This window comes from Streptomyces sp. NPDC006197 (genome assembly GCF_040613865.1).
Classification (GTDB): domain Bacteria; phylum Actinomycetota; class Actinomycetes; order Streptomycetales; family Streptomycetaceae; genus Streptomyces.
Genome location: NZ_JBEXSZ010000017.1, coordinates 45,372 through 70,755 on the forward strand (window position 1 = coordinate 45,372; position 25,384 = coordinate 70,755).

Annotated in this window: 38 protein-coding genes; 3 read left to right on the forward strand and 35 right to left on the reverse strand. The window is 68.0% G+C overall.

From position 1 onward, the window contains the following. The first annotated feature begins 9 nt into the window (after window positions 1-9). The gene (gene coaA, locus ABZ318_RS08020) at window positions 10-1,077 is read left to right on the forward strand and encodes a type I pantothenate kinase (RefSeq protein WP_356901653.1); all 1,068 of its coding nucleotides are present in this window, start codon (window positions 10-12) and stop codon (window positions 1,075-1,077) included. An 18-nt stretch (window positions 1,078-1,095) separates the two neighbouring features. Further along, window positions 1,096-2,043, forward strand: coding sequence for a DUF389 domain-containing protein (locus tag ABZ318_RS08025; protein ID WP_356901654.1), 948 nt, complete (start codon window positions 1,096-1,098; stop codon window positions 2,041-2,043). Window positions 2,044-2,144: 101 nt separating this feature from the next. On the opposite strand, the gene glmM is transcribed toward ABZ318_RS08025, so the two are convergent. From glmM to ABZ318_RS08045, 4 genes are all read right to left on the reverse strand, one after another. Beyond that, complete coding sequence (gene glmM / locus ABZ318_RS08030) at window positions 2,145-3,503, reverse strand: phosphoglucosamine mutase (protein WP_356901655.1); 1,359 nt, start codon at window positions 3,501-3,503, stop codon at window positions 2,145-2,147. Between the two features lie 117 nt (window positions 3,504-3,620). After that, complete coding sequence (rpsI, locus tag ABZ318_RS08035) at window positions 3,621-4,133, reverse strand: 30S ribosomal protein S9 (RefSeq protein WP_015035601.1); 513 nt, start codon at window positions 4,131-4,133, stop codon at window positions 3,621-3,623. A gap of 44 nt (window positions 4,134-4,177) precedes the next feature. Beyond that, the gene (rplM, locus tag ABZ318_RS08040; protein ID WP_030687790.1) at window positions 4,178-4,621 is read right to left on the reverse strand and encodes a 50S ribosomal protein L13; all 444 of its coding nucleotides are present in this window, start codon (window positions 4,619-4,621) and stop codon (window positions 4,178-4,180) included. 347 nt (window positions 4,622-4,968) lie between these two features. Beyond that, window positions 4,969-6,600 (reverse strand): ATP-binding cassette domain-containing protein, encoded by a 1,632-nt coding sequence (locus ABZ318_RS08045; protein ID WP_356901656.1) that lies wholly within the window; start codon window positions 6,598-6,600, stop codon window positions 4,969-4,971. Window positions 6,601-6,647: 47 nt separating this feature from the next. Between ABZ318_RS08045 and ABZ318_RS08050 the strand changes: the two genes are divergently transcribed. Then, on the forward strand, window positions 6,648-7,616 hold the full coding sequence (locus ABZ318_RS08050; protein ID WP_356901657.1) for a hypothetical protein: 969 nt from the start codon (window positions 6,648-6,650) through the stop codon (window positions 7,614-7,616). Here the strand turns inward: ABZ318_RS08050 and truA are convergent. The 31 genes from truA to rpsJ all read right to left on the reverse strand — a co-directional run bounded on the left by truA (window position 7,587) and on the right by rpsJ (window position 25,283). Further along, window positions 7,587-8,444, reverse strand: a complete 858-nt coding sequence (gene truA, locus ABZ318_RS08055; RefSeq protein ID WP_356901658.1) for a tRNA pseudouridine(38-40) synthase TruA — start codon at window positions 8,442-8,444, stop codon at window positions 7,587-7,589. The genes ABZ318_RS08050 and truA overlap by 30 nt on opposite strands. Window positions 8,445-8,526: 82 nt before the next feature. Next, window positions 8,527-8,997 carry a 50S ribosomal protein L17 gene (gene rplQ / locus ABZ318_RS08060; protein ID WP_123454693.1) on the reverse strand — a complete coding sequence of 157 codons (471 nt, stop codon included), beginning with the start codon at window positions 8,995-8,997 and terminating at the stop codon, window positions 8,527-8,529. Window positions 8,998-9,160: 163 nt separating this feature from the next. Then, entirely contained in the window at window positions 9,161-10,183 is a 1,023-nt protein-coding gene (locus ABZ318_RS08065) for a DNA-directed RNA polymerase subunit alpha (protein ID WP_004946635.1), read from the reverse strand. 149 nt (window positions 10,184-10,332) lie between these two features. Further along, complete coding sequence (rpsK, locus tag ABZ318_RS08070; RefSeq protein WP_003956432.1) at window positions 10,333-10,737, reverse strand: 30S ribosomal protein S11; 405 nt, start codon at window positions 10,735-10,737, stop codon at window positions 10,333-10,335. 66 nt (window positions 10,738-10,803) lie between these two features. Then, window positions 10,804-11,184, reverse strand: a complete 381-nt coding sequence (gene rpsM / locus ABZ318_RS08075) for a 30S ribosomal protein S13 (protein ID WP_015035595.1) — start codon at window positions 11,182-11,184, stop codon at window positions 10,804-10,806. Window positions 11,185-11,374: 190 nt separating this feature from the next. Continuing rightward, window positions 11,375-11,488 carry a 50S ribosomal protein L36 gene (rpmJ, locus tag ABZ318_RS08080; RefSeq protein ID WP_003956441.1) on the reverse strand — a complete coding sequence of 38 codons (114 nt, stop codon included), beginning with the start codon at window positions 11,486-11,488 and terminating at the stop codon, window positions 11,375-11,377. A gap of 62 nt (window positions 11,489-11,550) precedes the next feature. Beyond that, complete coding sequence (infA, locus tag ABZ318_RS08085) at window positions 11,551-11,772, reverse strand: translation initiation factor IF-1 (RefSeq protein ID WP_003956442.1); 222 nt, start codon at window positions 11,770-11,772, stop codon at window positions 11,551-11,553. Between the two features lie 193 nt (window positions 11,773-11,965). Beyond that, complete coding sequence (gene map / locus ABZ318_RS08090; protein WP_030687801.1) at window positions 11,966-12,817, reverse strand: type I methionyl aminopeptidase; 852 nt, start codon at window positions 12,815-12,817, stop codon at window positions 11,966-11,968. Window positions 12,818-12,913: 96 nt separating this feature from the next. Continuing rightward, window positions 12,914-13,561, reverse strand: coding sequence for an adenylate kinase (locus ABZ318_RS08095; protein WP_356901659.1), 648 nt, complete (start codon window positions 13,559-13,561; stop codon window positions 12,914-12,916). Next, window positions 13,561-14,880: a preprotein translocase subunit SecY gene (secY, locus tag ABZ318_RS08100; protein ID WP_356901660.1), complete on the reverse strand. Its 1,320-nt coding sequence runs from the start codon at window positions 14,878-14,880 to the stop codon at window positions 13,561-13,563. Before secY ends, ABZ318_RS08095 begins: the two co-directional genes overlap by 1 nt. 725 nt (window positions 14,881-15,605) lie before the next feature. Next, window positions 15,606-16,061 (reverse strand): 50S ribosomal protein L15, encoded by a 456-nt coding sequence (rplO, locus tag ABZ318_RS08105; RefSeq protein ID WP_030687807.1) that lies wholly within the window; start codon window positions 16,059-16,061, stop codon window positions 15,606-15,608. A 1-nt stretch (window position 16,062) separates the two neighbouring features. After that, window positions 16,063-16,245: a 50S ribosomal protein L30 gene (gene rpmD, locus ABZ318_RS08110; protein WP_015035589.1), complete on the reverse strand. Its 183-nt coding sequence runs from the start codon at window positions 16,243-16,245 to the stop codon at window positions 16,063-16,065. Next, on the reverse strand, window positions 16,245-16,847 hold the full coding sequence (gene rpsE, locus ABZ318_RS08115; protein WP_007265914.1) for a 30S ribosomal protein S5: 603 nt from the start codon (window positions 16,845-16,847) through the stop codon (window positions 16,245-16,247). Before rpsE ends, rpmD begins: the two co-directional genes overlap by 1 nt. A gap of 45 nt (window positions 16,848-16,892) precedes the next feature. Continuing rightward, window positions 16,893-17,276 carry a 50S ribosomal protein L18 gene (rplR, locus tag ABZ318_RS08120; protein WP_030687809.1) on the reverse strand — a complete coding sequence of 128 codons (384 nt, stop codon included), beginning with the start codon at window positions 17,274-17,276 and terminating at the stop codon, window positions 16,893-16,895. A gap of 3 nt (window positions 17,277-17,279) precedes the next feature. Beyond that, the gene (gene rplF, locus ABZ318_RS08125; RefSeq protein ID WP_030687811.1) at window positions 17,280-17,819 is read right to left on the reverse strand and encodes a 50S ribosomal protein L6; all 540 of its coding nucleotides are present in this window, start codon (window positions 17,817-17,819) and stop codon (window positions 17,280-17,282) included. 21 nt (window positions 17,820-17,840) lie between these two features. Continuing rightward, window positions 17,841-18,239, reverse strand: coding sequence for a 30S ribosomal protein S8 (gene rpsH, locus ABZ318_RS08130; protein WP_015035585.1), 399 nt, complete (start codon window positions 18,237-18,239; stop codon window positions 17,841-17,843). Window positions 18,240-18,459: 220 nt separating this feature from the next. After that, on the reverse strand, window positions 18,460-18,645 hold the full coding sequence (locus ABZ318_RS08135; protein ID WP_003948630.1) for a type Z 30S ribosomal protein S14: 186 nt from the start codon (window positions 18,643-18,645) through the stop codon (window positions 18,460-18,462). A gap of 5 nt (window positions 18,646-18,650) precedes the next feature. Then, complete coding sequence (gene rplE, locus ABZ318_RS08140) at window positions 18,651-19,208, reverse strand: 50S ribosomal protein L5 (protein WP_356901673.1); 558 nt, start codon at window positions 19,206-19,208, stop codon at window positions 18,651-18,653. Next, window positions 19,205-19,516, reverse strand: a complete 312-nt coding sequence (gene rplX / locus ABZ318_RS08145; protein ID WP_015035583.1) for a 50S ribosomal protein L24 — start codon at window positions 19,514-19,516, stop codon at window positions 19,205-19,207. The genes rplE and rplX overlap by 4 nt, the downstream gene beginning before the upstream one ends. Before the next feature lie 2 nt (window positions 19,517-19,518). Next, complete coding sequence (rplN, locus tag ABZ318_RS08150) at window positions 19,519-19,887, reverse strand: 50S ribosomal protein L14 (protein WP_003956455.1); 369 nt, start codon at window positions 19,885-19,887, stop codon at window positions 19,519-19,521. Between the two features lie 109 nt (window positions 19,888-19,996). Beyond that, complete coding sequence (rpsQ, locus tag ABZ318_RS08155; protein ID WP_030208995.1) at window positions 19,997-20,278, reverse strand: 30S ribosomal protein S17; 282 nt, start codon at window positions 20,276-20,278, stop codon at window positions 19,997-19,999. Next, a complete protein-coding gene (gene rpmC / locus ABZ318_RS08160) occupies window positions 20,278-20,502 on the reverse strand; it encodes a 50S ribosomal protein L29 (protein ID WP_017239580.1) in 225 nt (74 codons plus the stop codon). Before rpmC ends, rpsQ begins: the two co-directional genes overlap by 1 nt. Then, window positions 20,502-20,921 (reverse strand): 50S ribosomal protein L16, encoded by a 420-nt coding sequence (rplP, locus tag ABZ318_RS08165; protein WP_017239579.1) that lies wholly within the window; start codon window positions 20,919-20,921, stop codon window positions 20,502-20,504. The genes rpmC and rplP overlap by 1 nt, the downstream gene beginning before the upstream one ends. Window positions 20,922-20,926: 5 nt before the next feature. Beyond that, entirely contained in the window at window positions 20,927-21,775 is an 849-nt protein-coding gene (gene rpsC, locus ABZ318_RS08170; RefSeq protein WP_056552391.1) for a 30S ribosomal protein S3, read from the reverse strand. After that, entirely contained in the window at window positions 21,775-22,122 is a 348-nt protein-coding gene (rplV, locus tag ABZ318_RS08175; RefSeq protein WP_030208989.1) for a 50S ribosomal protein L22, read from the reverse strand. Before rplV ends, rpsC begins: the two co-directional genes overlap by 1 nt. A gap of 42 nt (window positions 22,123-22,164) precedes the next feature. Next, window positions 22,165-22,446: a 30S ribosomal protein S19 gene (rpsS, locus tag ABZ318_RS08180; protein WP_015035577.1), complete on the reverse strand. Its 282-nt coding sequence runs from the start codon at window positions 22,444-22,446 to the stop codon at window positions 22,165-22,167. Window positions 22,447-22,458: 12 nt separating this feature from the next. After that, on the reverse strand, window positions 22,459-23,295 hold the full coding sequence (gene rplB, locus ABZ318_RS08185) for a 50S ribosomal protein L2 (RefSeq protein WP_030208986.1): 837 nt from the start codon (window positions 23,293-23,295) through the stop codon (window positions 22,459-22,461). A gap of 40 nt (window positions 23,296-23,335) precedes the next feature. Beyond that, window positions 23,336-23,659: a 50S ribosomal protein L23 gene (rplW, locus tag ABZ318_RS08190; RefSeq protein ID WP_024755407.1), complete on the reverse strand. Its 324-nt coding sequence runs from the start codon at window positions 23,657-23,659 to the stop codon at window positions 23,336-23,338. Then, window positions 23,659-24,309 carry a 50S ribosomal protein L4 gene (gene rplD, locus ABZ318_RS08195; RefSeq protein ID WP_356901661.1) on the reverse strand — a complete coding sequence of 217 codons (651 nt, stop codon included), beginning with the start codon at window positions 24,307-24,309 and terminating at the stop codon, window positions 23,659-23,661. The genes rplW and rplD overlap by 1 nt, the downstream gene beginning before the upstream one ends. Window positions 24,310-24,316: 7 nt before the next feature. Beyond that, window positions 24,317-24,961, reverse strand: a complete 645-nt coding sequence (gene rplC, locus ABZ318_RS08200) for a 50S ribosomal protein L3 (RefSeq protein WP_030687820.1) — start codon at window positions 24,959-24,961, stop codon at window positions 24,317-24,319. A 13-nt stretch (window positions 24,962-24,974) separates the two neighbouring features. After that, window positions 24,975-25,283 carry a 30S ribosomal protein S10 gene (gene rpsJ, locus ABZ318_RS08205; RefSeq protein ID WP_003948644.1) on the reverse strand — a complete coding sequence of 103 codons (309 nt, stop codon included), beginning with the start codon at window positions 25,281-25,283 and terminating at the stop codon, window positions 24,975-24,977. Window positions 25,284-25,384: the final 101 nt, after the last annotated feature.

A 25,384-nucleotide genomic window follows, 5' to 3' on the forward strand; every position in this document is an offset into this window, starting at 1 on the left:
AATGGCGGGGTGATCACTTCGCCGCCACGAAGCGCCAGCGGGGACGCCCCCGACGCAGACCCCGGCAACGGTGCCGGGACCGGAGAGGGCGCCGGCCAGGGGAGCCCCCGGAACGGGACCGGGCACCGCCGGCCGTCCGAGGCGACCCCGTACGTCGACCTCACCCGGGCCGAGTGGAGCGCCCTGCGCGACAAGACGCCGCTCCCGCTGACCGCCGACGAGGTCGAGCGGCTCCGCGGCCTCGGGGACGTCATCGACCTCGACGAGGTGCGGGACATCTACCTCCCGCTGTCCCGGCTGCTCAATCTGTACGTGCAGGCCACCAGCGGCCTCCGCGGCGCGCTGAACACCTTCCTCGGCGAGAGCGCCGAGCAGCGCGGCACCCCCTTCGTCATAGGGGTCGCCGGTTCGGTGGCGGTCGGCAAGTCCACGGTCTCCCGGCTGCTGCAGGCGCTGCTCGCCCGCTGGCCGGAGCACCCGCGCGTGGAGCTGGTGACCACGGACGCCTTCCTCTACCCGATGGAGGAGCTGAAGGCGCGCGGCCTGATGTCCCGCAAGGGTTTCCCCGAGTCGTACGACCGCCGGGCCCTGACCCGCTTCGTCGCGGACGTCAAGGCGGGCAAGGAGGAGGTCTCGGCCCCGGTCTACTCGCACCTGATCTACGACCGCGTGCCCGGCGAGCGGCTCGTCGTCCGCCGCCCGGACATCCTCATCGTGGAGGGGCTGAACGTCCTCCAGCCGGCCCTCCCCGGCAAGGACGGCCGCACCCGCGTCGGCCTCGCCGACTACTTCGACTTCTCGGTGTACGTGGACGCCCGGCCCGAGGACATCGAGCGCTGGTACCTGAACCGCTTCCGGAAGCTGCGCGACACCGCCTTCCAGGACCCGTCCTCGTACTTCCGGCGCTGGACGCAGGTCTCCGAGGAGGAGGCCTTCGACTACGCCCGCACGATGTGGCGGACCATCAACAAGGTGAACCTCCTGGAGAACGTGGCCCCGACCCGCGGCCGGGCGACCCTCGTCGTCCGCAAGGGCTCCGACCACAAGGTGCAGCGTCTGAGCCTGCGGAAGCTCTGACCTCCGTACGCTCTCCCCATGCTGCATCTCCGCATGATCGTCCCGCCCGACCGCACCTCCGCCGCGGTCCAGTTGATCGAGTCGACGGTCGGCACCACCCATCTGGTGGTGCTGACCGGAGCCGCCCGGGACCCCTCGGGCGATCTGGTGCTGTGCGACGTGGCCCGCGAGGCGGGGGACGAGCTGCTGCACGGGCTGCGGCAGCTGAGGATCGACGAGGACGGCTCGATCGCCGTCGAGAACATCGACCTCTCCCTCTCCACCCGCGCGGACGCGGCCGAGCACGAGGCCCCGGGCGAGCCCGCGGACGCGGTGATCTGGGAGCAGCTGGCGGGGGCGACGCACGAGGAGTCGACGCTCTCGATCACGTACAGCGCGTTCATGATCCTGGCGACGATGATCGCGGCCTGCGGTGTCGTCCTGGACAACGCGATCCTGATCGTGGGCGCGATGGCGGTCGGCCCGGAGTTCGGGCCGCTGGCCGGCATCTGTACGGCGATCGTGCAGCGCGCCCCGAAGCTGGCGGCGCGGTCGCTGATCGCGCTGCTCGTCGGCTTCGCGGCGGCGATCGTGGCGACGACGGTGTTCAGCCTGGGGATGGACGCCCTCGACCTGTTCAGCAGGGCGCAGCTGGACGCGGACCGGCCCAACACCAGGTTCATCTGGCAGCCGGACCCGTTCTCCTTCGTGGTGGCGCTGCTCGCGGGCGCGGCCGGCACCCTCTCGCTGACCTCGGCGAAGTCCGGGGCCCTGGTGGGCGTGGCCATCTCGGTGACGACGGTCCCGGCGGGCGCGAACGCGGCGGTGGCGCTCAGCTACGGCGAGGTGGGCCAGATGTGGGGCTCGGTCGAGCAGCTGCTGCTCAACCTCTTCGGCATCGTCCTGGCCGGGGTCCTGACCCTGTACGGACAGAAGCTGCTGTGGCGCACCCAGCGCGGCCGATGGCGCCGCGAACCGAAGCTCTGAGGCTCCACGGCTCCACGGCTCCACGGCTCCACGGGAACGAGCGAGGGCCCCCGCCGGCGCACGGCGGGGGCCCTCCTCTGCATGACGGTGCCTCAGAAAGGCTAGCCCAGCGCGGACTTCACGACGTCCGCGAGGCGCTGCGCGACCGCGCGGGCCTGCTCGATGTCGGCGGCCTCGACCATGACGCGGACCAGCGGCTCAGTGCCGGAGGGGCGCAGCAGGACGCGGCCGGTGGAGCCGAGCTCGCGCTCGGCGGCGGTGACGGCCGCGGCGAGCTCGCCGGAGGTGGTCACCCGGGACTTGTCGACGTCCTTGACGTTGATGAGGATCTGCGGGAGCCGCTCCATGACGCCGGCGAGGTCCGCGAGCGACTTGCCGGTGGCGGCGACGCGGGCGGCCAGCATCAGACCGGTGAGGGTGCCGTCGCCGGTGGTGGCGTGGTCGAGCACGATGACGTGTCCCGACTGCTCGCCGCCGAGCGCGTAGCCGTTCTCCTTCATGGACTCCAGGACGTAGCGGTCGCCGACCGCGGTCTGGACGAGGTTCAGGCCCTCGCGCTCCATGGCGAGCTTGAAGCCCAGGTTGGACATGACGGTGGCGACGACGGTGTCGCCGCGCAGGGTGCCGGCCTCGCGCATGGCGAGGGCGAGCACGGCGAGGATCTGGTCGCCGTCGACCTCGTTGCCGGCGGCGTCCACGGCGAGGCAGCGGTCGGCGTCGCCGTCGTGGGCGATGCCCAGGTCGGCGCCGTGCTCGACGACGGCGGCCTTGAGCAGCTCCAGGTGGGTGGAGCCGCAGCCGTCGTTGATGTTGAGGCCGTCCGGCTCGGCGCCGATGGTGACGACCTGCGCGCCGGCGCGGGAGAAGGCCTCGGGCGAGACGCGGGCGGCGGCGCCGTGGGCCTCGTCGAGGACGATCCTGAGGCCGTCGAGACGGTTGGGGAGGACGGACATGAGGTGGGAGACGTACGTCTCGAAGCCCTCGCCGAAGTCGCGCACGCGGCCGACGCCGGCACCGGTCGGGCGCTCCCACGGGGCGCCGGTGCGGTGCTCCTCGTACACGGCCTCGATCTTGTCCTCCAGCTCGTCGGCGAGCTTGTGGCCGCCGCGGGCGAAGAACTTGATGCCGTTGTCGGGCATGGCGTTGTGGCTGGCGGAGAGCATCACGCCGAGGTCGGCGCCGAGGACGCCGGTGAGGTGGGCCACGGCCGGGGTGGGCAGGACGCCGACGCGCAGCACGTCGACGCCGGCGCTGGCGAGGCCCGCGACGACGGCCGCTTCGAGGAACTCTCCGGAGGCGCGCGGGTCCCGCCCGACCACGGCGGTCGGCCGGTGGCCCTCGAAGGTGCCCGCCTCGGCGAGCACGTGCGCGGCCGCGACCGACAGGCCGAGCGCCAGCTCCGCCGTCAGGTCCGCGTTGGCGACGCCGCGTACGCCGTCCGTGCCGAAGAGTCGTCCCACAGCTGTCCTCCGAAAATACGTGCCCAAGCGAAAGAGAAAGAGGTTATGAAAAAACGTACGCCCCGACGGCACGGGCAGTGCCGCCGGGGCGTACGAAAGCAGACCGAGCAGGCGTGATTAGCGCTTGCTGTACTGCGGAGCCTTGCGGGCCTTCTTGAGACCGGCCTTCTTCCGCTCGACCGCACGGTCGTCACGGGAGAGGAAGCCGGCCTTCTTCAGCGCCGGGCGGTTGTTCTCGACGTCCGCCTCGTTCAGCGCACGGGCCACACCGAGGCGCAGGGCGCCGGCCTGGCCGGAGACACCGCCACCCGCGATGCGGGCGATGACGTCGTAGCGGTTGTCGAGCTCGAGCACCTTGAAGGGCTCGTTGACTTCCTGCTGGTGCACCTTGTTGGGGAAGTAGTCCTCAAGGGTGCGACCGTTGATCTTCCACTTGCCGGTGCCCGGAACGATCCGGACGCGGGCGATGGCGTTCTTGCGACGGCCCAGGCCGGCGGCCGGCTGCGGGTCGCCGAAGCGGGACGCGAGCGACTCGGAGGTGTACTCACCCTCGACGAGCTCGGTCTCGGTGGTGTACTCCTCGACGCCCTCGAACTCGTCGACGGGGGTCTCGGGGGTGGTCTCGGCCACGATTCTCCTCAGATTTCTTTCGTTCTTAGGGGGTGTGGCCGGAACTACTGCGCGACCTGGGTGATCTCGAACGGAACCGGCTGCTGGGCAGCGTGCGGGTGGTTCTCGCCCGCGTAGACCTTCAGCTTCGAGAGCATCTGACGGCCCAGGGAGTTCTTGGGGATCATGCCCTTGATGGCCTTCTCGACGGCCTTCTCGGGGTTCTTGGCGAGCAGCTCGTCGTAACGGACGGAGCGCAGACCACCCGGGAAGCCGGAGTGGCGGTAGGCCATCTTCTGGGTCTTCTTGTTGCCGGACAGGTGGACCTTGTCAGCGTTGATGATGATGACGAAGTCGCCCATGTCCATGTGCGGGGCGTAGACGGGCTTGTGCTTGCCTCGCAGGAGGTTCGCAGCCGTCGTCGCCAGACGGCCCAGGACGATGTCCTGCGCGTCGATGATGTGCCACTGGCGAGTGACATCGCCGGGCTTGGGGCTGTACGTACGCACTTCGTAGCCTTCGCTTCTTCAGTGGATGGAGTCCAGACACACCTGAAGCGATCATGCAGCTGGGGCCTGCACTGCCGGGTCACCGCCCGTATGCGAGCCACTGGTAACTGCTCCAGGGAACCTGCGTAAGGGCCCTTCGCGTGAGAACGACGAAGCCAATACGCATAACAAACGGCAACAGTACCCGCGCGCCCCCGCCAGGGTCAAAACGACCGGTGCCCCCGGCTGTGGGCAATCGTTCCGCAGGGCGAGGGGGTCCCCCCTGCTCGAGCGAAGCCGAGAGCTCGGGGGAGGGTGGGCACAGCCCCGAACGCGCCCCCCGCGCCCAGGGCCCGCCCCACGACCACCTACCGGACCCTGTCCACCCGCCGCTCGTCCCACACGGGCTCGCTGGTCTCCCGTACGACCCCGTCGGCCCCGAAGACCAGGAACCGGTCGAAGCTCTTCGCGAACCACCGGTCGTGGGTCACCGCGAGAACCGTCCCGTCGTACGACTCCAGACCGTCCTGGAGCGCCTCCGCGGACTCCAGGTCCAGGTTGTCCGTCGGTTCGTCGAGCAGCAGCGCCGTCGTCCCCGCCAGCTCCAGGAGCAGGATCTGGAACCGCGCCTGCTGCCCGCCCGACAGCCTGTCGAACGACTGGTCCCCCTGCCGCTCCAGCTCGTACCGCCGCAGCATCGACATCGCCGCGCCCCGGTCCTTGGCGTGCTCGGTCCACAGGATGTCGACCAGCGGCCGCCCGGTCAGCTCCGGGTGCGCGTGGGTCTGCGCGAAGTGCCCCGGCACGACCCGGGCGCCGAGCTTCCACGTACCCGTGTGGGCGACCGACGGGTCCCCCGCGAGCAGCCGCAGGAAGTGGGACTTCCCGGAGCCGTTCGAACCGAGGACGGCGACCCGCTCCCCGTAGAAGATCTCCAGCGAGAACGGCTTCATCAGGCCGGTCAGCTCAAGGTTCTCGCAGGTCACGGCCCGCACCCCGGTCCGCCCGCCGCGCAGCCGCATCCGGATGTCCTGCTCGCGCGGCGGCTCCGGCGGCGGCCCCGCCTCCTCGAACTTCCTCAGCCGGGTCTGCGCGGCGGCGTACCGGGAGGCCATCTCGTGGCTGACCGCGGCCGCCTGCCGCAGGGTGACCACCAGCTTCTTCAGCTGCGCGTGCTTCTCGTCCCAGCGCCGCTTCAGCTCCTCGAAGCGGGCGAACCGCTCCCGCCGGGCCTCGTGGAAGGTGTCGAAGCCGCCGCCGTGCACCCAGACGTCCGATCCGGCCGGGCCCGGCTCGACCGCGATGATCTTCTGGGCGCCCCGGGAGAGCAGCTCCCGGTCGTGGGAGATGAAGAGCACGGTCTTGCGGGTCTCCCGCAGCCGCTCCTCCAGCCACCGCTTGCCCGGCACGTCGAGGTAGTTGTCCGGCTCGTCGAGGAGCAGCACCTCGTCGGGGCCGCGCAGCAGCGACTCCAGGACGAGCCGCTTCTGCTCGCCGCCGGAGAGCGTCCTGACCTCCCGGAACTGCGCCTTCTCGTACGGGACGCCGAGCGCGGCCATGGTGCAGATGTCCCAGAGGGTCTCCGCCTCGTACCCCTGCACCTCGGCCCAGTCGCTGAGGGCCTGCGCGTACTTCATCTGCGCGGCCTCGTCGTCGACCGTCATGATCAGGTGCTCGGCCTCGTCGACCGCCTTCGCGGCCTCCCGGATCCGGGGCTGGGCGACCGAGACGAGCAGGTCGCGGACGGTGGACCCGTCCCGTACGGAGCCGACGAACTGCGGCATCACGCCGAGGCCGCCGCTGACCTTGACCGTGCCGCCGTGCGGCTGGAGCTCCCCGGCGATCATCCGGAGCAGCGTGGTCTTGCCGGCGCCGTTCGCCCCGACGAGGGCGACGACGGCGCCCTCCCCGACCCGGAAGGAGGCGTCCCCGAGCAGGACCCTCCCGTCGGGAAGGTAGTACTCCAGATGCGCGGCCTCGACATGTCCCATGGGATGCATTGTCACCGCCCGCTGGGGCCCCGCCCAACCGGTTTAGGATGCGCGGCATGAGCTTTGGGGGACCGCAGTGGCCGCAGGAGCCGCAGCAACAGGGGCAGCAGGGGTACGGACAGCAGCCCGGATACGGACAGCAGGCACCGGGACAGCAGCAGGGGTACGGGTATCCGCACCCCCAGCAGCCGGCGCAGCCGAACCCGTTCCCGGGCGCGCAGGGCAGCGGTGAGACGCCCGACTGGGGCGCCCTGGCCGACGCCTCGGCCTCGCGCGGCCGCCGCAAGCGCCTCCTGATGATCGTCGGCGGGGTCGTGGCCACGGTGGCCGTGGGCGCGATCGTGGCGACCGCCGTCGTGAGCACCAACAAGAAGAACGACGAGGCCAAGAACGGCCCGGTCCCCACCGGCACGGTCTCCCCCACCGGCACGCCGACCCCCGAGCCGACCTTCTCGTCGGTGGCGCCGCCGCCCCCGCCGAACCCGAAGGACTACATCTCGGACCCGAAGAAGGACAAGGCCCCGCTCACCGCCGAGGGCCTCTTCCCGGGCAAGAAGATGAGCATGAACGGCCGCGCGTACAAGAAGGGCGCGACCTCCGCCACGACGAACTGCGCGGCCGTCACGCAGGGCGGCCTCGGCAGCGTCCTGAAGCGGAACGGCTGCCAGCGGGTGCTGCGCGCCACCTATGTGAAGGACGGCGTGGCGATCACCGTCGGTGTCGCCGTCTTCCCGTCCGAGGCGGCCGCCCAGAAGGCGAAGGACCAGGCCACCGGCGGCGTCGCGCCCCTGACGGGCGCGGGCGTGGGTGATTTCTGCCACGCCACGGTCTGTCTGCGCCGCTCGAACGCGATCGGCCGGTACGCGTACTTCACCCAGGCCGGCTTCGCCAACGGCAAGAAGGTCACCAAGGCCGACAAGTCCGTCTTCCAGGCCAGCGACGACCTCGGCACCTTCGCCTTCAACCAGATCTACGCCCGGGGCCGCGCCCAGGCCTCAGCAGCAGCCGGCGCTCCCGGGGAGTGACCGCTTGTTGCGGGCCTCCCGGCTGCGGGCGGCGAGCAGCGCGTCCTCCGGGTAGCCGACCTCTTCGAGGGTGAGGCCGTGCGGCCGCACGACGTGCACGGCCGAGTCGCGGACGCCGGCGGCGAGCACCTTGCCGGGCCAGTCGACCGGCCGGTGGCCGTCGCCGACGAAGAGCAGGGCGCCGACGAGCGAGCGGACCATGTTGTGGCAGAAGGCGTCCGCCTTGACGGTCGCCTCCAGGATGCCGTCCTCGCGCCGCTCCCAGCGCAGCACCTGGAGCGTGCGGATGGTGGTGGCGCCCTCGCGCTTCTTGCAGTACGCGGCGAAGTCGTGCTCGCCGACGAGCGCGGTGGCGGCCTCGTTCATGGCGTCCATGTCGAGGGCCCAGTCGTGCCACAGCACGTGCCCGCGGAGCAGCGGGTCGACGCCGCCGGGGTTGTCGGTGACGCGGTAGGCGTAGCGGCGCCAGACGGCGGAGAACCGGGCGTTGAAGCCCGCGGGGGCCTCTTCCACGCTCCACACCCGTACGTCGTGGGAGAGCCGCCCGGCGAGCCGCCGGAGCAGCTTGTCGCGGTGCTCCTCCCACACCTCCGCGGGCAGGTCGACATGGGCGACCTGGCCGCGCGCGTGCACGCCGGCGTCGGTCCGGCCGGCGACGGTCAGCTCGTACGTCTCCTTGGACCGGGTCACGGTCCGCAGGGCGTCCTCGATCTCTCCCTGCACGGTCCGCTGCCCCTGGGCCTGCTTGGCCCACCCGGAGAAGTCCTTGCCGTCGTACGAGAGGTCCAACCGAACCCGTACGAACCCGTCCTGCACGTCATCGCTCACGCGGAGATCCTCTCAAACACACGGGAACGGGCCCGCACCCCAGGGGGTACGGGCCCGCTCACGAGAAACGTCGGCAGAACGCTTACGCGTCCTTCGCCTCGTCCTCGGTCGCCTCGACGGCGGCGGCCTCGTCGGCCTCCTTGACGGCGCGCTTGGTGGCGGCCTCGGCCTCGGCGACGGTCGCCTTCTTGGCGATCTCGCCCTCGACCAGCTCGATCACGGCCATCGGGGCGTTGTCGCCACGACGGTTGCCGATCTTGGTGATGCGGGTGTAGCCACCCGGGCGCTCCGAGTAGCGCGGGGCGATCTCGGTGAAGAGCGTGTGGACGACGCCCTTGTCCGTGATCGACTGCAGCACCAGGCGACGGTTGTGGATGTCGCCCTTCTTCGCCTTGGTGATCAGGCGCTCGGCGACCGGACGCAGGCGACGGGCCTTGGCCTCGGTCGTGGTGATGCGGCCGTGCTCGAAGAGCGACTTCGCCAGGTTGGCGAGGAGCAGCTTCTCGTGCGCGGCGGAACCGCCGAGGCGGGCACCCTTCGCGGGACGCGGCATGGTGTTTCTCCTTGTGATCTGCACCGGCCGTATGAGGTACCGATGTCAGTGTCCGAGCGGGCGGTCACCCGTCGGAGACCCCGCGCCCCAAAAGGGGCGCGGGGAACTGCGCGACCGGCCGAGGCCGGCCCGCAGCCAAATCTGGACCGCGAGGCCCGAGCTCTTAGTACTGCTCGGTCTCGACGAAGCCCGCGTCCGCGTCGTCGTCGGCGCCGAAGGCGTCCGCGGCGGCGGTCGGGTCGAATCCGGGCGGGCTGTCCTTGAGCGCGAGGCCCATACCGGCCAGCTTCGCCTTGACCTCGTCGATCGACTTCGCACCGAAGTTGCGGATGTCGAGCAGGTCGGCCTCGGAGCGGGCGACGAGCTCACCCACGGAGTGGATGCCCTCGCGCTTGAGGCAGTTGTACGAACGAACGGTGAGCTCGAGCTCCTCGATCGGCAGCGCCAGGTCGGCGGCGAGGGCGGCGTCCGTCGGGGACGGGCCCATGTCGATGCCCTCGGCGTCGATGTTGAGCTCGCGCGCCAGACCGAACAGCTCGACCAGGGTCTTGCCGGCGGACGCCATGGCGTCACGCGGGCGCATGGCCTGCTTGGTCTCGACGTCGACGATGAGCTTGTCGAAGTCGGTGCGCTGCTCGACTCGGGTCGCCTCGACCTTGTAGGTGACCTTGAGGACCGGCGAGTAGATCGAGTCGACCGGGATGCGGCCGATCTCCTGGCCGACCTGCTTGTTCTGGACGGCGGAGACGTAGCCGCGACCGCGCTCGACGGTCAGCTCCATCTCCAGCTTGCCCTTGGCGTTCAGGGTCGCCAGAACGAGGTCGGGGTTGTGCACCTCGACACCGGCCGGGGGCGCGATGTCGGCGGCGGTGACCAGACCCGGGCCCTGCTTGCGCAGGTACATCACGACCGGCTCGTCGTGCTCCGAGGAGACGACCAGCTGCTTGATGTTCAGGATGAGGTCGGTGACGTCCTCCTTGACGCCCGGCACGGTGGTGAACTCGTGCAGGACACCGTCGATGCGGATGCTGGTGACAGCGGCACCCGGGATCGAGGAGAGGAGGGTACGGCGGAGGGAGTTGCCGAGGGTGTAGCCGAAGCCCGGCTCCAGCGGCTCGATGACGAACCGGGAGCGGAACTCGTCGACGACCTCTTCGGTCAGCGACGGACGCTGAGCGATCAGCATGTCTGTGATTCCTTCAGTCGTGGACGCCCACTATTTGACGTCCGACGGCCACCGGGCGGAGCCCGACGGTGTTACAGGTACAAGGGTACGGGCGGTACGTCCCGGAAAGGGACGCACCGCCCGAAAGTCCTGCTCAAGCAGCCCGTGCGTCAGACGCGGCGGCGCTTGGGGGGACGGCAGCCGTTGTGCGGCGTGGGGGTGACGTCCTGGATCGAGCCGACCTCGAGGCCCGTGGCCTGGAGGGAGCGGATCGCGGTCTCACGGCCGGAGCCGGGACCCTTGACGAAGACGTCGACCTTGCGCATGCCGTGCTCCTGCGCGCGGCGGGCGGCCGACTCGGCGGCCATCTGCGCGGCGAAGGGGGTGGACTTGCGCGAGCCCTTGAAGCCGACGTGGCCGGCGGAGGCCCAGGAGATCACGTTGCCCGAGGGGTCCGTGATCGAGACGATCGTGTTGTTGAACGTGCTCTTGATGTGCGCGTGGCCGTGAGCGACGTTCTTCTTTTCCTTGCGGCGCACCTTCTTGGCAGCGCCCTGACGTCCCTTGGGGGGCATCTCTTACTCCTACGGGAGGTGGTCGGTCCTACAGCGAAGACCGCTTGGTCAAGCGTCCGCTGAGGACTACTTCTTGCCCGGCTTCTTCTTGCCGGCGATGGCGCGACGCGGGCCCTTGCGGGTACGGGCGTTCGTGCTGGTGCGCTGACCGCGGACGGGCAGGCCACGACGGTGACGCAGGCCCTGGTAGCAGCCGATCTCGACCTTGCGGCGGATGTCGGCGGCGATCTCGCGGCGGAGGTCACCCTCGGTCTGGAGGTTGGCGTCCACGTACTCGCGGATCTTGACGAGGTCTTCCTCGGCAAGGTCGCGGACACGGGTGGACGGGTTCACGCCGGTCGCGGCGAGAATCTCCTCGGACCGGGTACGCCCGATGCCGAAGACGTAGGTGAGTGCGACCACCACACGCTTTTCGCGCGGGATGTCAACACCGGAAACGCGTGCCATTCAATGGCTCCTGTGTTCTCGGGGGTCTGCTGCAGAACCGTTCCCGGCTGCCGTATGAGGTACAGGTCGGGTCCCCGGCCCCCGCCGGAGGTGCCGTCAACCGTGCGGACACGGCCCGACGGGCTCTGCTATGTACGTACTGCTATGCGTCGCGCGAAGAACTGCGAAGTTGCAGGTCGGTCGGCGTGCGTCAGCCCTGGCGCTGCTTGTGGCGCAGGTTGTCGCAGATGACCATGACCCGGCCGTGACGGCGGATCACCTTGCACTTGTCGCAGATCTTCTTGACGCTCGGCTTGACCTTCATGGGATGTGAGGTTCTCCGGGTCAGTGCCACCACCCGCGCGGAAGGGCGGGTGCGGGCAAGATCTACTTGTATCGGTAGACGATCCGGCCACGCGTCAGGTCGTACGGAGAGAGCTCCACGACGACCCGGTCGTCCGGGAGGATTCGGATGTAGTGCATCCGCATCTTGCCGGAGATGTGCGCGAGGACCTTGTGACCGTTCTGGAGCTCCACCTTGAACATGGCGTTCGGGAGGGACTCGATCACGGTGCCCTCGATTTCGATGGCACCTTGCTTCTTGGCCACGCTTCGCCTTTCGAATCGGCTACCTTGATCGACTCTCGCCGCCGTGTGCAGGCACACGGGTACACGAGAGCCGACGCATCAGTCTACGTCAGGCCCCAGGAAAAGACGAATCGGGAAGTCTGCCCACCGTAGGAGATCATTACGCGAGATCCGAACCCATTGCTCCGGACCCCGTCCGACGAACGGGACGGCGCTACGCCAGCGGGTCCGGTGCCGCCGTGACGCCCAGCTCCGCGAGCTTCGCCTTGCCGCCGTCCACGGCCGTGAGGACCAGGGGGCCCTCCTCCGTCAGGGCGATGGAGTGCTCCCAGTGGGAGGACCAGGTGCCGTCGGTCGTGATGACCGTCCAGTCGTCCTCCAGGACCTCCGTGCGCGGGGTGCCCAGGGAGACCATCGGCTCGATCGCCAGGCAGAGGCCGGGGACCAGCTTCGGGCCCTTGCCGCGCTTGCGGGAGACGTAGTTCAGCAGGTGCGGGTCCATGTGCATCTCGGTGCCGATGCCGTGGCCGCCGTAGTCCTCGATGATGCCGTAGCGGCCCAGGCTGTGGTCGCCCACGGCCGGCCGCGGCTGCCGCTTGATGTACGTCTCGATCGCCTTCGAGATGTCCACCAGCCGGTTGCCGAGCTTCATCGCCGCGATGCCCGCCCACATCGACTCCTCGGTCACCCGGGAGAGCTCGACGAGCTCGGGCGCGTGACCGGTGCCGACGAAGGCGGTGTACGCCGCGTCACCGTGCCAGCCGTCCACGATCGCGCCGCAGTCGATCGAGATGATGTCGCCGTCCTTGAGGACGGTCTTCTCGTCGGGGATGCCGTGGACGACAACCTCGTTCACCGAGGTGCAGATCGTCGCGGGGAAGCCGCCGTACCCGAGGAAGTTCGACTTCGCCCCGTGGTCGGCGATGACCTTCCGCGCGACCTCGTCGAGGTCCTTCGTCGTGGCGCCCGGCACGGCCGCCTCGCGGGTCGCCGCGTGGATGGCGGCGACGACCAGCCCCGCCTCGCGCATCTTCGCGATCTGCTCGGGGGTCTTGATCTGCACCATCGTGGCCGCGGCCTTTCCATCGAGTACGGGGAACAGAACAACGATACGGCCGCGGCGCCCCCGAGGGGCACCGCGGCCGTATCGAACGAACCGGGGTTACTTCTTGAGCGCGGTCATCGCCTTGGCGGTGACCTCGTCCACCTTGCCGAGCGCCAGGATCGTCTCGACCAGGTTCTGCGCCCGGTAGTAGTCGATGATCGGCTCGGTCTCCGTGTGGTAGACCGCCAGACGCTTGCGGACGGTCTCCTCCGTGTCGTCGTCGCGCTGGTACAGCTCGCCGCCGCAGACGTCGCAGACGCCCTCGGTCTTCGGAGCGTTGTACGTCACGTGGAACACGTGCGCGGAGTCCTTGCGGCAGATGCGGCGACCCGCGATCCGCTTCACGACCTCGTCCTCGGGGACCTCAAGGTCCAGGACCGCGTCCAGCTCGATGCCGCTGGCCTTGAGGAACGCGTCCAGGGCCTCGGCCTGGGCCACGTTCCGCGGGAACCCGTCGAGCAGGAAGCCGCCCTCGGCGTCCGCCTGGCGCATGCGGTCCTCGGCCATCCCGATCGTCACGGAGTCCGGCACGAGCTGGCCGGCCTTCATGTACGACTGCGCCTCCACACCCAGCGGCGTGCCCTTCGAGATGTTGGCACGGAACAGGTCGCCGGTGGAGATGTGCGGGATACCCAGGTTCTTGGCGAGGTACGCGGCCTGCGTGCCCTTGCCCGCACCGGGCGGTCCGACGAGGACGATTCGCATCAGCGGAGGAACCCTTCGTAATTGCGCTGCTGGAGCTGGCTCTCGATCTGCTTCACGGTCTCCAGCCCCACACCCACGATGATGAGGATGCTCGTCCCGCCGAAGGGGAAGTTGGCATTGGCACCGCCGAAGCCTGCCAACGCCATCGTCGGCACGAGAGCGATCAGACCCAAGTACAGCGAGCCCGGCCAAGTGATCCGGTTGAGCACGTAGCTCAGATACTCAGCAGTAGGTCGACCAGCCCGGATACCCGGGATGAAGCCACCATACTTCTTCATGTTGTCCGCAACTTCCTCGGGGTTGAACGAGATCGCCACGTAGAAGAAGGCGAAGAACACGATCAGGAGGAAGTACGCGGCGATGTAATACGGGTGGTCACCCTTGACGAAGTGGGCTTCGATCCAGGTCTTCCAGCCGGCGGTGCTGTTCGAGAACTGCGCGATCAAGGCCGGGATGTAGAGCAGCGACGACGCGAAGATGACAGGAATCACACCGGCCTGGTTCACCTTCAAAGGGATGTAAGTGGACGTACCGCCGTACGACCTGCGGCCGATCATGCGCTTCGCGTACTGGACCGGGATGCGTCGCTGGGCCTGCTCGACGAAGACCACGAGGGCCACCATCACGAAGCCGATGAGGATGACGACGCCGAACTCGATCCAGCCCTGGGCGAGCTTGCCGCTCTTCTTGATGGCCCACAGGGCGCCCGGGAAGCCGGCCGCGATCGAGATGAACATCAGGATCGACATGCCGTTGCCGATGCCGCGGTCGGTGATCAGCTCACCGAGCCACATGACGACGCCGGTGCCCGCGGTCATCGTGATGACCATCGTGGCGATGGTGAAGATCGACTGGTCGGGCACGACCTGGTCGGCGACGACGCAGCCGCTGAAGAGCGCACCGCTCTTGGCGGTCGCGACGAGACCGGTGCCCTGGAGGATGGCGAGGGCCACGGTCAGGTACCGGGTGTACTGCGTGATCTTGGCAGTACCGGCCTGCCCCTCCTTCTTGAGGGCTTCGAGGCGCGGGATCACGACGGTCAGCAGCTGCAGGATGATGCTCGCCGTGATGTACGGCATGATGCCGAGCGCGAAGATGGTGATCTGCAGCAGCGCTCCGCCACTGAACATGTTGACCAGGCCGAACAGGCTGTTGTTGCCCTCGCTGGCCTGCTTGACACACTGCTGGACGGCCTCGTAGCTGACGCCGGGCACCGGGATGTGGGCCCCGAGGCGGTACAGCACGATGATGGCGAGTGTGAAGAGCAGCTTCTTGCGCAGGTCGGGCGTCTTGAACGCCCGGGCGAACGCGGTGAGCACGGTGCCTCCTGCGACCCCCGCGTAGCGCGCGTGAGGGCAACGGTCAGTTGTGGATGATGAGCAGGTACACAAGACGGCAGTCCTGTGCACCTACCACAGACTGCCGGGAACGCTAACAGCGGATACCATACCCGGCTGCCGAGTCCAGCGGAAACGTCTCCAGCAGGCCACAGGCCCGCAACCTGGCGGGTTCCTCCCTGTGGCTCCTACTTTCGTCGGGGGCGCGGCCCGTCCCTCGGACGGGATGACGCCTTCTGTCGAGCTCGGAAGACCGTGGGACGAGCGGCTCCTGGAGACCACCGGGACCCGTCCGGCCTTCCGTGCCCGGGGAGAACCGATGAAGAGGTCCACGGCGGCGGCCTCCGCCTGCGCGGCCGCACTCCTGCCGGCGTCGCCGGCCACCCGCGCCCTCACGCTGGGCGAGCCCTGGAAGGAGAACAGGGCGCGCGGGCATCACCGACTGCGCCCGCGGCACCCGCTCGACTCTCGACGACCGCAACGGCCTCGCCCTCGGCTCCGCTCCGCAGTCCCACCGCCGGTACGGCTGTACGGCGCCGTGCGCGGCGGCAGCACCGGCGACGAGCCTCGCGTCGGCGGCACACGTCGGTGGAGCACGGCGGTCGGTCTGATCCGCCGCCTGAACCGCCCCGGCCCCGGGGACACAAAAAGCCTGGCCGACACCCCGGAGGGTGTCGGCCAGGCTCTCGTCTACGTCAGACCGGGGCTCAGACGAGCTCGGTGACGGTGCCGCCGGCGGCGGCGATCTTCTCCTTGGCGGAGCCGGAGACGGCGTCGACCGTCACCTGCAGCGCCACGGAGACCTCGCCCTGGCCCAGGACCTTGACGAGCTGGTTCTTGCGAACGGCACCCTTGGCGACCAGGTCGGCCACCGTGACCTCGCCACCCTGCGGGTAGAGCGCGGTGAGCTTGTCCAGGTTCACGACCTGGTACTCGGTGCGGAAGGGGTTCTTGAAGCCCTTCAGCTTCGGAAGACGCATGTGGAGGGGCATCTGCCCACCCTCGAAGCGCTCCGGAACCTGGTAGCGGGCCTTCGTACCCTTCGTACCACGACCGGCCGTCTTACCCTTCGACGCCTCACCACGACCCACACGGGTCTTGGCGGTCTTGGCGCCGGGGGCGGGACGGAGGTTGTGGGCCTTCAGCGGGTTGTTCTCCGCCATGTCAGTCAACCTCCTCGACCGTCACGAGGTGGCGGACGGTGTGCACCATGCCGCGGAACTCGGGGCGGTCCTCCTTGACAACCACGTCGTTGACCTTCTTGAGGCCGAGCGAGCGCAGGGTGTCGCGGTGGTTCTGCTTGCTGCCGATGTACGACTTCGTCTGCGTGACCTTGAGGCGAGCCATTACACACCCGCCCCAGCACGCGCACGGAGCAGAGCCGCGGGAGCGACGTCCTCGAGGGGCAGACCACGGCGAGCCGCGATCTCCTCGGGACGCTGCAGGCCCTTCAGGGCCTCCACGGTCGCGTGCACGATGTTGATCGCGTTGTCGGAGCCGAGCGACTTCGACAGGATGTCGTGAACGCCGGCGCACTCCAGAACGGCGCGCACCGGGCCACCGGCGATAACACCGGTACCGGGGGAAGCAGGCTTCAGCAGGACAACGCCGGCCGCCTTCTCGCCCTGGATCGGGTGCGGGATGGTGCCCTGGATGCGGGGAACCTTGAAGAAGTTCTTCTTGGCTTCCTCGACGCCCTTGGCGATGGCCGCGGGAACTTCCTTGGCCTTGCCGTAACCGACACCTACGGTGCCGTCACCGTCACCCACCACGACGAGCGCGGTGAAGCTGAAGCGACGACCACCCTTGACAACCTTGGCGACGCGGTTGATCGCGACAACGCGCTCAACGTACGCGGTCTTCTCGGCGGCAGCGCCACCGTCGCGGCCCTTCCGGTCCCGCCGCTCGCCGCCACCGGCACCGCTTCCGCGGCGCTGGGGTCCAGCCATTGGATTACCTCTCTCTGTTACGTCCGTTAGTCCCGGAACCGGGGCTTAGAACTTCAGCCCGGCTTCGCGGGCGGCGTCAGCCAGAGCGGCAATGCGCCCGGCGTACCTGTTGCCACCACGGTCGAACACGACAGCCTCGACGCCGGCGGCCTTGGCGCGCTCGGCGACCAGGGCGCCGACCTGCTTGGCCTGCGCGGACTTGTCACCCTCGCCGCCGCGGATCGACGCGTCCAGGGTCGACGCCGACGCAAGGGTGTGACCCTTGAGGTCGTCGATGACCTGGGCGGTGATACCGCGGTTGGAACGCGTCACGACGAGGCGCGGACGCTCCGCCGTACCCGACACGTTCTTGCGGATGCGGATGTGGCGGCGCTTCTTGGCGGCGCCCTTGTAGGCGTCGCCCTTGGCGATCTTCACACCGTATGCCATGGCTTACTTACCAGCCTTTCCGACCTTGCGGCGGATGACCTCGCCCGCGTACTTCACGCCCTTGGCCTTGTAGGGGTCGGGCTTGCGAAGCTTGCGGATGTTGGCGGCGACCTCGCCGACCTTCTGCTTGTCGATGCCCTCGACCGAGAACTTGGTCGGCGACTCGACCTTGAACGAGATGCCCTCGGGCGCCTCGACCACGATCGGGTGGCTGTAGCCGAGCTGGAACTCCAGAGCGGAGCCCTTCGCGGCCACGCGGTAACCGACACCGCTGATCTCGAGCGCCTTGACGTAACCCTGGGTCACACCGGTGATCATGTTGGCCACCAGCGTGCGGGACAGGCCGTGCAGGGCCTTGTTCTGACGCTCGTCGTTCGGACGGTTGACGTTGAGCACGCCATCCTCGCCCTTAACGATCTCGATCGGCGCGGCGACGGTGTGGCTCAGGGTGCCCTTGGAACCCTTGACCGTGACCGTGCGGCCATCGATGGTGACGTCCACGCCGGCGGGAACCTGGATAGGCAGCTTGCCAATACGCGACATTAGCTATTCCTCCGTTCCCGACTACCAGACGTAGGCGAGGACTTCCCCACCTACGCCCTTCTTGCCTGCCTGCTGGCCGGTCAGGAGACCGTGGGACGTGGAGATGATCGCCACGCCCAGGCCGCCGAGGACCTTCGGCAGGTTGGTGGACTTCGCGTAAACCCGGAGACCGGGCTTCGAGATCCGCTTGATGCCCGCGATGGAGCGCTCACGGTTCGGACCGAACTTGAGCTCGAGGACGAGGTTCTTGCCGACCTCGGCGTCCTCGACCTTCCAGCCCGTGATGAAGCCCTCCTGCTGGAGGATTTCCGCGATGTGAGACTTGATCTTGCTGTGCGGCATCGTCACGGAGTCGTGGTATGCCGAGTTCGCGTTACGCAGACGAGTCAGCATGTCCGCGATCGGATCAGTCATGGTCATGAATTGGCCTTCGGCCTCTCTCGCCGGGGTTTCCAGTGCGCCATCCCTCTCCCCACACAGGGGCGGGACGGGTGCGGCGCGGGGACCTACGGCGTAGTAAGTCGTACGGGCGGCGGACGCCCAACCCCACAAGCCTAAGGCATGCGGGGGTGGGCCTCCGCCGACCCAATGCTTACCGAGAGACTCCGGGAATCCCTAACGTCCTATGGACAGAAGGGGATTACCAGGAGCTCTTGGTCACGCCCGGCAGCTCGCCACGGTGAGCCATCTCACGGAGGCACACGCGGCACAGGCCGAACTTGCGGTACACGGAGTGGGGACGACCACAGCGCTGGCAGCGCGTGTAGCCACGCACGCCGAACTTGGGCTTGCGGGCAGCCTTCGCGATGAGAGCCTTCTTCGCCATCTCGCTTACGCCTCCTTGAACGGGAAGCCGAGGTGACGCAGAAGGGCACGGCCCTCGTCGTCGTTGGTCGCCGTGGTCACCACGGTGATGTCCATACCCCGGACACGGTCGATCTTGTCCTGGTCGATCTCGTGGAACATGACCTGCTCCGTGAGACCGAAGGTGTAGTTGCCACGGCCGTCGAACTGCTTGGGGGACAGGCCGCGGAAGTCGCGGATGCGCGGGAGCGCGAGCGACAGGGTGCGGTCCAGGAACTCCCACATGCGGTCGCCACGGAGCGTGACGTGGGCACCGATCGGCTGACCCTCGCGCAGCTTGAACTGCGCGATGGACTTGCGGGCCTTGGTGACGGCCGGCTTCTGACCGGTGATCGTGGTGAGATCGCGGATCGCACCGTCGATCAGCTTCGAGTCACGGGCGGCGTCGCCGACACCCATGTTGACCACGATCTTCACGAGGCCGGGAACCTGCATGACGTTCTCGTACTTGAACTCGTCACGCAGCTTGCCCGCGATCTCCTCGCGGTACTTCGTCTTGAGACGCGGAGTGGTGGTAGCCATCAGATGTCCTCACCCGTCCGCTTGGCAACGCGGATCTTGTTGCCCTCGTCGTCGAAGCGGTAACCGACACGCGTGACGACCTTCTTGCCGTCCTTCTCCACGACCAGCTGGACGTTGGAGACGTGGACCGGAGCCTCGGTCGTCACGATGCCACCGGCCTGCGACGGGCCGGCCTTGGTGTGCTTCTTGACCCGGTTGACACCCTCGACGAGGACGCGGTTCTCGCGGGGGAAGGCCGTGATGACCTTGCCCTGCTTGCCCTTGTCCTTACCGGTGATGACCTGGACCAGGTCGCCCTTCTTGATCTTCATGCTTACAGCACCTCCGGCGCGAGCGAGATGATCTTCATGAACTTCTTCTCGCGCAGCTCACGGCCGACCGGGCCGAAGATACGGGTGCCACGAGGGTCGCCGTCGTTCTTGAGAATGACAGCGGCGTTCTCGTCGAAGCGGATGTACGAGCCGTCCTGGCGGCGGCGCTCCTTGACGGTGCGAACGATGACCGCCTTGACGACGTCACCCTTCTTCACGTTGCCACCGGGGATCGCGTCCTTGACGGTGGCGACGATGACGTCACCGATGCCCGCGTAGCGGCGACCCGAGCCACCGAGAACACGGATGCAAAGGATCTCCTTGGCACCAGTGTTGTCGGCGACACGCAGTCGCGACTCCTGCTGGATCACGTCTATCTCCTGATTGTCTGCCGGTTCCCGGCAGGGGCCTCGTCCCTAGAGGGAGTGGGGCCCCTGCCGAGCCTGGCGGAACTGAACCTGAAGGAAACCCTTCAGGTAATTACTTGGCCTTCTCGAGGATCTCGACGACGCGCCAGTGCTTCGTGGCGGACAGCTTCCGGGTCTCCATCAGGAGGACGCGGTCGCCGATGCCGGCAGCGTTCTGCTCGTCGTGAGCCTTGAGCTTGTTGGTACGGCGGATGACCTTGCCGTACAGCGCGTGCTTGACGCGGTCCTCGACAGCGACGACGACGGTCTTGTCCATCTTGTCGCTGACGACCAGGCCCTCGCGGACCTTGCGAGCGTTGCGCTCGGTCTTCTCAGTCACGTTGCTCTCGCTCATCAGGCGTTCTCCACCGTCTCGATGCCCAGCTCACGCTCACGCATCAGGGTGTAGATCCGGGCGATGTCCTTACGGACGGACTTGAGCCGACCGTGGTTCTCGAGCTGACCCGTCGCCGCCTGGAAGCGGAGGTTGAACAGCTCTTCCTTGGCCTCGCGGAGCTTGTTGAGAAGCTCCTCGTTGCCCAGCTCGCGCAGCTCGGACGCCTTGGTACCGGCCGACATCACAGCTCACCTGCTTCGCGCTTCACGATCTTGCACTTCATCGGCAGCTTGTGGGCCGCACGGGTCAGGGCCTCGCGCGCGATCTTCTCGTTCGGGTAGGACAGTTCGAACATCACCCGACCCGGCTTGACGTTCGCGATCCACCACTCCGGAGAACCCTTACCGGAACCCATGCGGGTCTCGGCGGGCTTCTTCGTCAGCGGGCGGTCCGGGTAGATGTTGATCCAGACCTTGCCGCCACGCTTGATGTGGCGGGTCATCGCGATACGAGCCGCCTCGATCTGGCGGTTGGTCACGTACGCCGGCGTGAGGGCCTGAATGCCGTACTCGCCGAACGCAACCTGCGTACCACCCTTGCTCGCGCCGGAGCGCTTCGGGTGGTGCTGCTTGCGGTGCTTGACCCTACGGGGGATCAGCATGTCGGTCAGGCCTCCGTTCCGGTGCTCTCAGCCGGAGCGGCAGCGGCGGCGGGAGCTTCGGCCTTGGGGGCCTCGGCAGCCGACGCGGACTGCTGCTGCGGCTTGCGGCCGCGGCCGCCACGCTCGCCACCGCGGCCACCACGGCCGGCCGGGCGGTCGCCAGCGCCGGCGCCACGGGCCGGGCGGTTACCCGCACGGGCAGCGGCGTTCTCGGCGCGGACCTCGGCGATGTTCTTGACGTCGCCCTTGTAGATCCAGACCTTCACGCCGATGCGGCCGAAGGTGGTCTTGGCCTCGAAGAAGCCGTAGTCGACGTTCGCGCGGAGCGTGTGCAGGGGCACGCGGCCCTCGCGGTAGAACTCCGAGCGGGACATCTCGGCGCCGCCGAGACGACCGCCGCACTGGATCTTGATGCCCTTGGCGCCGGCCTTCATCGTGCCCTGCATGCTCTTGCGCATGGCACGACGGAAGGAGACGCGGGAGGAGAGCTGCTCGGCAACGGCCTGGGCGACCAGCTGGGCGTCCATCTCGGGGTTCTTGACCTCGAGGATGTTCAGCTGGACCTGCTTGCCCGTGAGCTTCTCGAGGTCGCCGCGGATGCGGTCGGCCTCGGCGCCACGGCGGCCGATGACGATGCCCGGACGGGCGGTGTGGATGTCCACACGCACGCGGTCACGGGTGCGCTCGATCTCAACCTTCGAGATGCCGGCGCGCTCCATGCCGGACGTCATCATCCGACGGATGGCGACGTCTTCCTTGACGTAGTCCTTGTACAGCTTGTCGGCGTACCAACGGGACTTGAAGTCCGTGGTGATGCCGAGCCGGAACCCATGCGGGTTAACCTTCTGGCCCATTACCGGGTTCCTTCCTTGCTGCTGACGACCACGGTGATGTGGCTGGTCCGCTTACGGATCCGGTAGGCACGGCCCTGGGCACGCGGACGGAACCGCTTCAGGGTCGGGCCCTCATCCACGTACGCCTCGCTGATGTACAGCGAAGAGGCGTCACTGTGGTCGTAGTTGTGCGCGGCGTTGGCGATGGCGCTGTCCAGCACCTTGCCAACCGGCACGCTCGCGGCCTGCGGGGCGAAACGCAGGACCGCCTGAGCCTCCGTGGCGTCCATGCCACGGATAAGGTCCACCACGCGGCGGGCCTTCATGGGCGTGACGCGGATGTACCGCGCCTGGGCCCTGGCTTCCATGGTTGTCCTTCCAGTGTCTGTCATGGTCATTCCACCCCGCTGTTAGCGGCGCTTCGACTTCCGGTCGTCCTTCACGTGACCCCGGAAGGTGCGCGTCGGCGAGAACTCGCCGAGCTTGTGGCCGACCATCGACTCGGTGACAAACACCGGAATGTGGGTCTTGCCGTTGTGCACCGCGATCGTGTGGCCGAGCATGGCCGGGATGATCATCGAGCGACGGGACCAGGTCTTGATGACGTTCTTGGTACCGGCTTCGTTCTGGGCGTCCACCTTCTTGACGAGGTGGCCGTCGACGAAGGGTCCCTTCTTGAGACTGCGCGGCATCTAAACCCGCTCCTAGCGCTTCTTGTTCGTCTTGCGGCGGCGGACGATGTACTTGTTCGAAGCCTTCTTCGGCGAACGAGTACGACCCTCCTTCTGACCCCACGGGGAGACCGGGTGGCGACCACCGGAGGTCTTGCCCTCACCACCACCGTGCGGGTGGTCGACCGGGTTCATCGCCACACCGCGGACGGTCGGGCGAACGCCCAGCCAGCGCTTGCGGCCGGCCTTGCCCCAGTTGATGTTCGACTGCTCGGCGTTGCCGACCTCGCCGATGGTGGCGCGGCAGCGGGCGTCGACGAGACGGATCTCACCGGACGGCATGCGGAGGTGGGCCATCGTGCCCTCCTTCGCCAGCAGCTGCACGGAGGCACCGGCCGAGCGGGCGAACTTGGCACCGCCACCGGGACGGAGCTCGATCGCGTGGATCGTGGTACCGACCGGGATGTTGCGGAGCGCCAGGTTGTTGCCGGGCTTGATGTCCGCGCCCGGGCCGTTCTCGACGCGGTCGCCCTGGGTCAGACCCTTGGGGGCGATGATGTAGCGCTTCTCGCCGTCCACGTAGTGGAGGAGCGCGATGCGCGCGGTGCGGTTGGGGTCGTACTCGATGTGAGCGACCTTGGCCGGCACGCCGTCCTTGTCGTGACGACGGAAGTCGATCACACGGTAGGCGCGCTTGTGGCCACCGCCCTGGTGACGGACGGTCACACGACCGGTGTTGTTACGGCCGCCCTTGCTGTGCAGGGGGCGGACCAGCGACTTCTCCGGCGTGGACCGCGTGATCTCGACGAAGTCGGCTACGGAGGAGCCACGGCGGCCCGGCGTAGTCGGCTTGTACTTGCGGATTCCCATTTCTCAGTCCTCGTCCGATTCCGGACGATCCAGACCGCCGTTAGGCGGTCGGACCGCCGAAGATGTCGATACGGTTGCCCTCGGCAAGGGTCACGATGGCGCGCTTGGTGTCCTTGCGCTTGCCGAAACCGGCCTTGGTGCGCTTGCGCTTACCCTGGCGGTTGATCGTGTTGACCCCGGTGACCTTGACCGAGAAGACCGCCTCGACGGCCTGCTTGATCTGGGTCTTGTTGGAGCCAGGCGCGACGATGAACGTGTACTTGTTCTCGTCCAGCAGGGCGTAGCTCTTCTCCGAGACGACCGGCTTGACGAGAATGTCGCGCGGGTCCGAGAAGGTCTTGCTGGTGACGACGGCCTCAGTCATCAGGCGTCGCTCCCTTCGGTCTCAGCGGTCTGGGGGCCAGACACGAAGGACTCGAGGGCGGCCTGGGTGAAGACCACGTCGTCGGAGACGATCACGTCGTACGTGTTGAGCTGGCCCGGCTCCAGGATGTGCACCTGGGGCAGGTTGCGGGCGGACAGCCACGCGGCCTCGTCGGAGCGCTCGGCGACCAGGAGCAGGTTCTTGCGCTCCGAGATCTTGCCGAACAGCGTCTTGGCGGCCTTGGTGGAGATGTCACCCTCGACCACGCCGGTGACGACGTGGATGCGGGAGTGGTTCGCCCGGTCCGACAGGGCACCGCGGAGGGCGGCGGCCTTCATCTTCTTCGGGGTCCGCTGCGAGTAGTCACGCGGCACGGGACCGTGCACGACGCCACCACCGGCGAACTGCGGGGCGCGGGTCGAACCCTGACGGGCGCGGCCGGTGCCCTTCTGGCGGTAAGGCTTCTTGCCACCACCGCGGACTTCGCCACGGGTCTTGGTCTTGTGCGTGCCCTGACGGGCCGCGGCCAGCTGCGCGACGACGACCTGGTGGATCAGCGGGACGCTGACCTTGGCGCCGAAGATCTCCTCGGGGAGCTCGACGGTCCCGGCCTTGTCGCCAGACGGCGAAAGGATGTCAATGGTGCTCATCGGTTCCTCAAACCCCCTTGGCCGCGGTGCGGACCAGGACGAGGCCACCGTTGGGGCCGGGGACGGCGCCCTTGATGAGCAGCAGACCCTTCTCGGCGTCAACGGCGTGGACGGTCAGGTTCTGGGTGGTCACACGCTCGTTGCCCATGCGACCGGCCATGCGCATGCCCTTGAAGACACGGCCCGGGGTGGCGCAGCCACCGATCGAACCGGGCTTGCGGTGCACGCGGTGGGCACCGTGCGAGGCCTTGCCACCACGGAAGTTGTGGCGCTTCATCGCACCGGCGAAGCCCTTGCCCTTGCTCTTGCCGGTGACGTCGACCTTCACGCCGGCCTCGAAGACCTCGGCGGTGATCTCCTGGCCGAGCGTGTACTCGGAGGCGTCAGCGGTGCGGAGCTCCACCAGGTGGCGGCGCGGGGTGACGTCGGCCTTGGCGAAGTGGCCCTTGAGGGGCTTGTTCACCTTGCGCGGGTCGATCTCGCCGAAGGCGATCTGGACCGACTCGTAGCCGTCGACGTCGTTCGTACGGACCTGGGTCACGACATTCGGGCCGGCCTTGACGACGGTCACCGGGACGACCCGGTTGTTCTCGTCCCAGACCTGCGTCATGCCGAGCTTCTCGCCCAGGATGCCCTTGATGTTCTTAGCCATCTCGCGCGTCACCTCAGAGCTTGATCTCGATGTCGACGCCCGCCGGCAGGTCGAGGCGCATGAGCGAGTCAACCGTCTTCGGCGTGGGGTCGAGGATGTCGATGAGGCGCTTGTGCGTGCGCATCTCGAAGTGCTCGCGCGAGTCCTTGTACTTGTGCGGCGACTTGATGACGCAGTACACGTTCTTCTCAGTGGGCAGCGGCACCGGGCCCGCGACCGACGCACCAGTGCGGGTCACCGTCTCGACGATCTTCTTCGCCGAGGAGTCGATGACCTCGTGGTCGTAGGCCTTGAGCCGGATGCGGATCTTCTGTCCCGCCATGGCTACTAGTAGTCCTTTGTCTCGTTAACGCTCTGGAACCCGGCACGCTGTGCTTCCTGGGAAGCGCCGCTTTCCTCCGACCCACGCGGTCGGGCGTGTCG

Coding starts and splice junctions, on each gene's coding strand:
- ABZ318_RS08025 (WP_356901654.1), top strand. CDS start 1,096: ATGCTGCATCTCCGCATGATCGTCCCGCCCGACCGCACCTCCGCCGCG.
- ABZ318_RS08045 (WP_356901656.1), bottom strand. CDS start 6,600: ATGCATCCCATGGGACATGTCGAGGCCGCGCATCTGGAGTACTACCTT.
- ABZ318_RS08050 (WP_356901657.1), top strand. CDS start 6,648: ATGAGCTTTGGGGGACCGCAGTGGCCGCAGGAGCCGCAGCAACAGGGG.
- rplQ (WP_123454693.1), bottom strand. CDS start 8,997: ATGCCGCGTCCCGCGAAGGGTGCCCGCCTCGGCGGTTCCGCCGCGCAC.
- ABZ318_RS08065 (WP_004946635.1), bottom strand. CDS start 10,183: ATGCTGATCGCTCAGCGTCCGTCGCTGACCGAAGAGGTCGTCGACGAG.
- rpsK (WP_003956432.1), bottom strand. CDS start 10,737: ATGCCCCCCAAGGGACGTCAGGGCGCTGCCAAGAAGGTGCGCCGCAAG.
- rpsM (WP_015035595.1), bottom strand. CDS start 11,184: ATGGCACGCGTTTCCGGTGTTGACATCCCGCGCGAAAAGCGTGTGGTG.
- rpmJ (WP_003956441.1), bottom strand. CDS start 11,488: ATGAAGGTCAAGCCGAGCGTCAAGAAGATCTGCGACAAGTGCAAGGTG.
- map (WP_030687801.1), bottom strand. CDS start 12,817: ATGGTGCAGATCAAGACCCCCGAGCAGATCGCGAAGATGCGCGAGGCG.
- ABZ318_RS08095 (WP_356901659.1), bottom strand. CDS start 13,561: ATGCGAATCGTCCTCGTCGGACCGCCCGGTGCGGGCAAGGGCACGCAG.
- rplO (WP_030687807.1), bottom strand. CDS start 16,061: ATGGCGGAGAACAACCCGCTGAAGGCCCACAACCTCCGTCCCGCCCCC.
- rpmD (WP_015035589.1), bottom strand. CDS start 16,245: ATGGCTCGCCTCAAGGTCACGCAGACGAAGTCGTACATCGGCAGCAAG.
- rpsE (WP_007265914.1), bottom strand. CDS start 16,847: ATGGCTGGACCCCAGCGCCGCGGAAGCGGTGCCGGTGGCGGCGAGCGG.
- rplR (WP_030687809.1), bottom strand. CDS start 17,276: ATGGCATACGGTGTGAAGATCGCCAAGGGCGACGCCTACAAGGGCGCC.
- rplF (WP_030687811.1), bottom strand. CDS start 17,819: ATGTCGCGTATTGGCAAGCTGCCTATCCAGGTTCCCGCCGGCGTGGAC.
- rpsH (WP_015035585.1), bottom strand. CDS start 18,239: ATGACCATGACTGATCCGATCGCGGACATGCTGACTCGTCTGCGTAAC.
- ABZ318_RS08135 (WP_003948630.1), bottom strand. CDS start 18,645: ATGGCGAAGAAGGCTCTCATCGCGAAGGCTGCCCGCAAGCCCAAGTTC.
- rplX (WP_015035583.1), bottom strand. CDS start 19,516: ATGAAGATCAAGAAGGGCGACCTGGTCCAGGTCATCACCGGTAAGGAC.
- rpsQ (WP_030208995.1), bottom strand. CDS start 20,278: ATGAGCGAGAGCAACGTGACTGAGAAGACCGAGCGCAACGCTCGCAAG.
- rpmC (WP_017239580.1), bottom strand. CDS start 20,502: ATGTCGGCCGGTACCAAGGCGTCCGAGCTGCGCGAGCTGGGCAACGAG.
- rplP (WP_017239579.1), bottom strand. CDS start 20,921: ATGCTGATCCCCCGTAGGGTCAAGCACCGCAAGCAGCACCACCCGAAG.
- rpsC (WP_056552391.1), bottom strand. CDS start 21,775: ATGGGCCAGAAGGTTAACCCGCATGGGTTCCGGCTCGGCATCACCACG.
- rplV (WP_030208989.1), bottom strand. CDS start 22,122: ATGGAAGCCAGGGCCCAGGCGCGGTACATCCGCGTCACGCCCATGAAG.
- rpsS (WP_015035577.1), bottom strand. CDS start 22,446: ATGCCGCGCAGTCTCAAGAAGGGACCCTTCGTCGACGGCCACCTCGTC.
- rplB (WP_030208986.1), bottom strand. CDS start 23,295: ATGGGAATCCGCAAGTACAAGCCGACTACGCCGGGCCGCCGTGGCTCC.
- rplW (WP_024755407.1), bottom strand. CDS start 23,659: ATGACTGAGGCCGTCGTCACCAGCAAGACCTTCTCGGACCCGCGCGAC.
- rplD (WP_356901661.1), bottom strand. CDS start 24,309: ATGAGCACCATTGACATCCTTTCGCCGTCTGGCGACAAGGCCGGGACC.
- rplC (WP_030687820.1), bottom strand. CDS start 24,961: ATGGCTAAGAACATCAAGGGCATCCTGGGCGAGAAGCTCGGCATGACG.
- rpsJ (WP_003948644.1), bottom strand. CDS start 25,283: ATGGCGGGACAGAAGATCCGCATCCGGCTCAAGGCCTACGACCACGAG.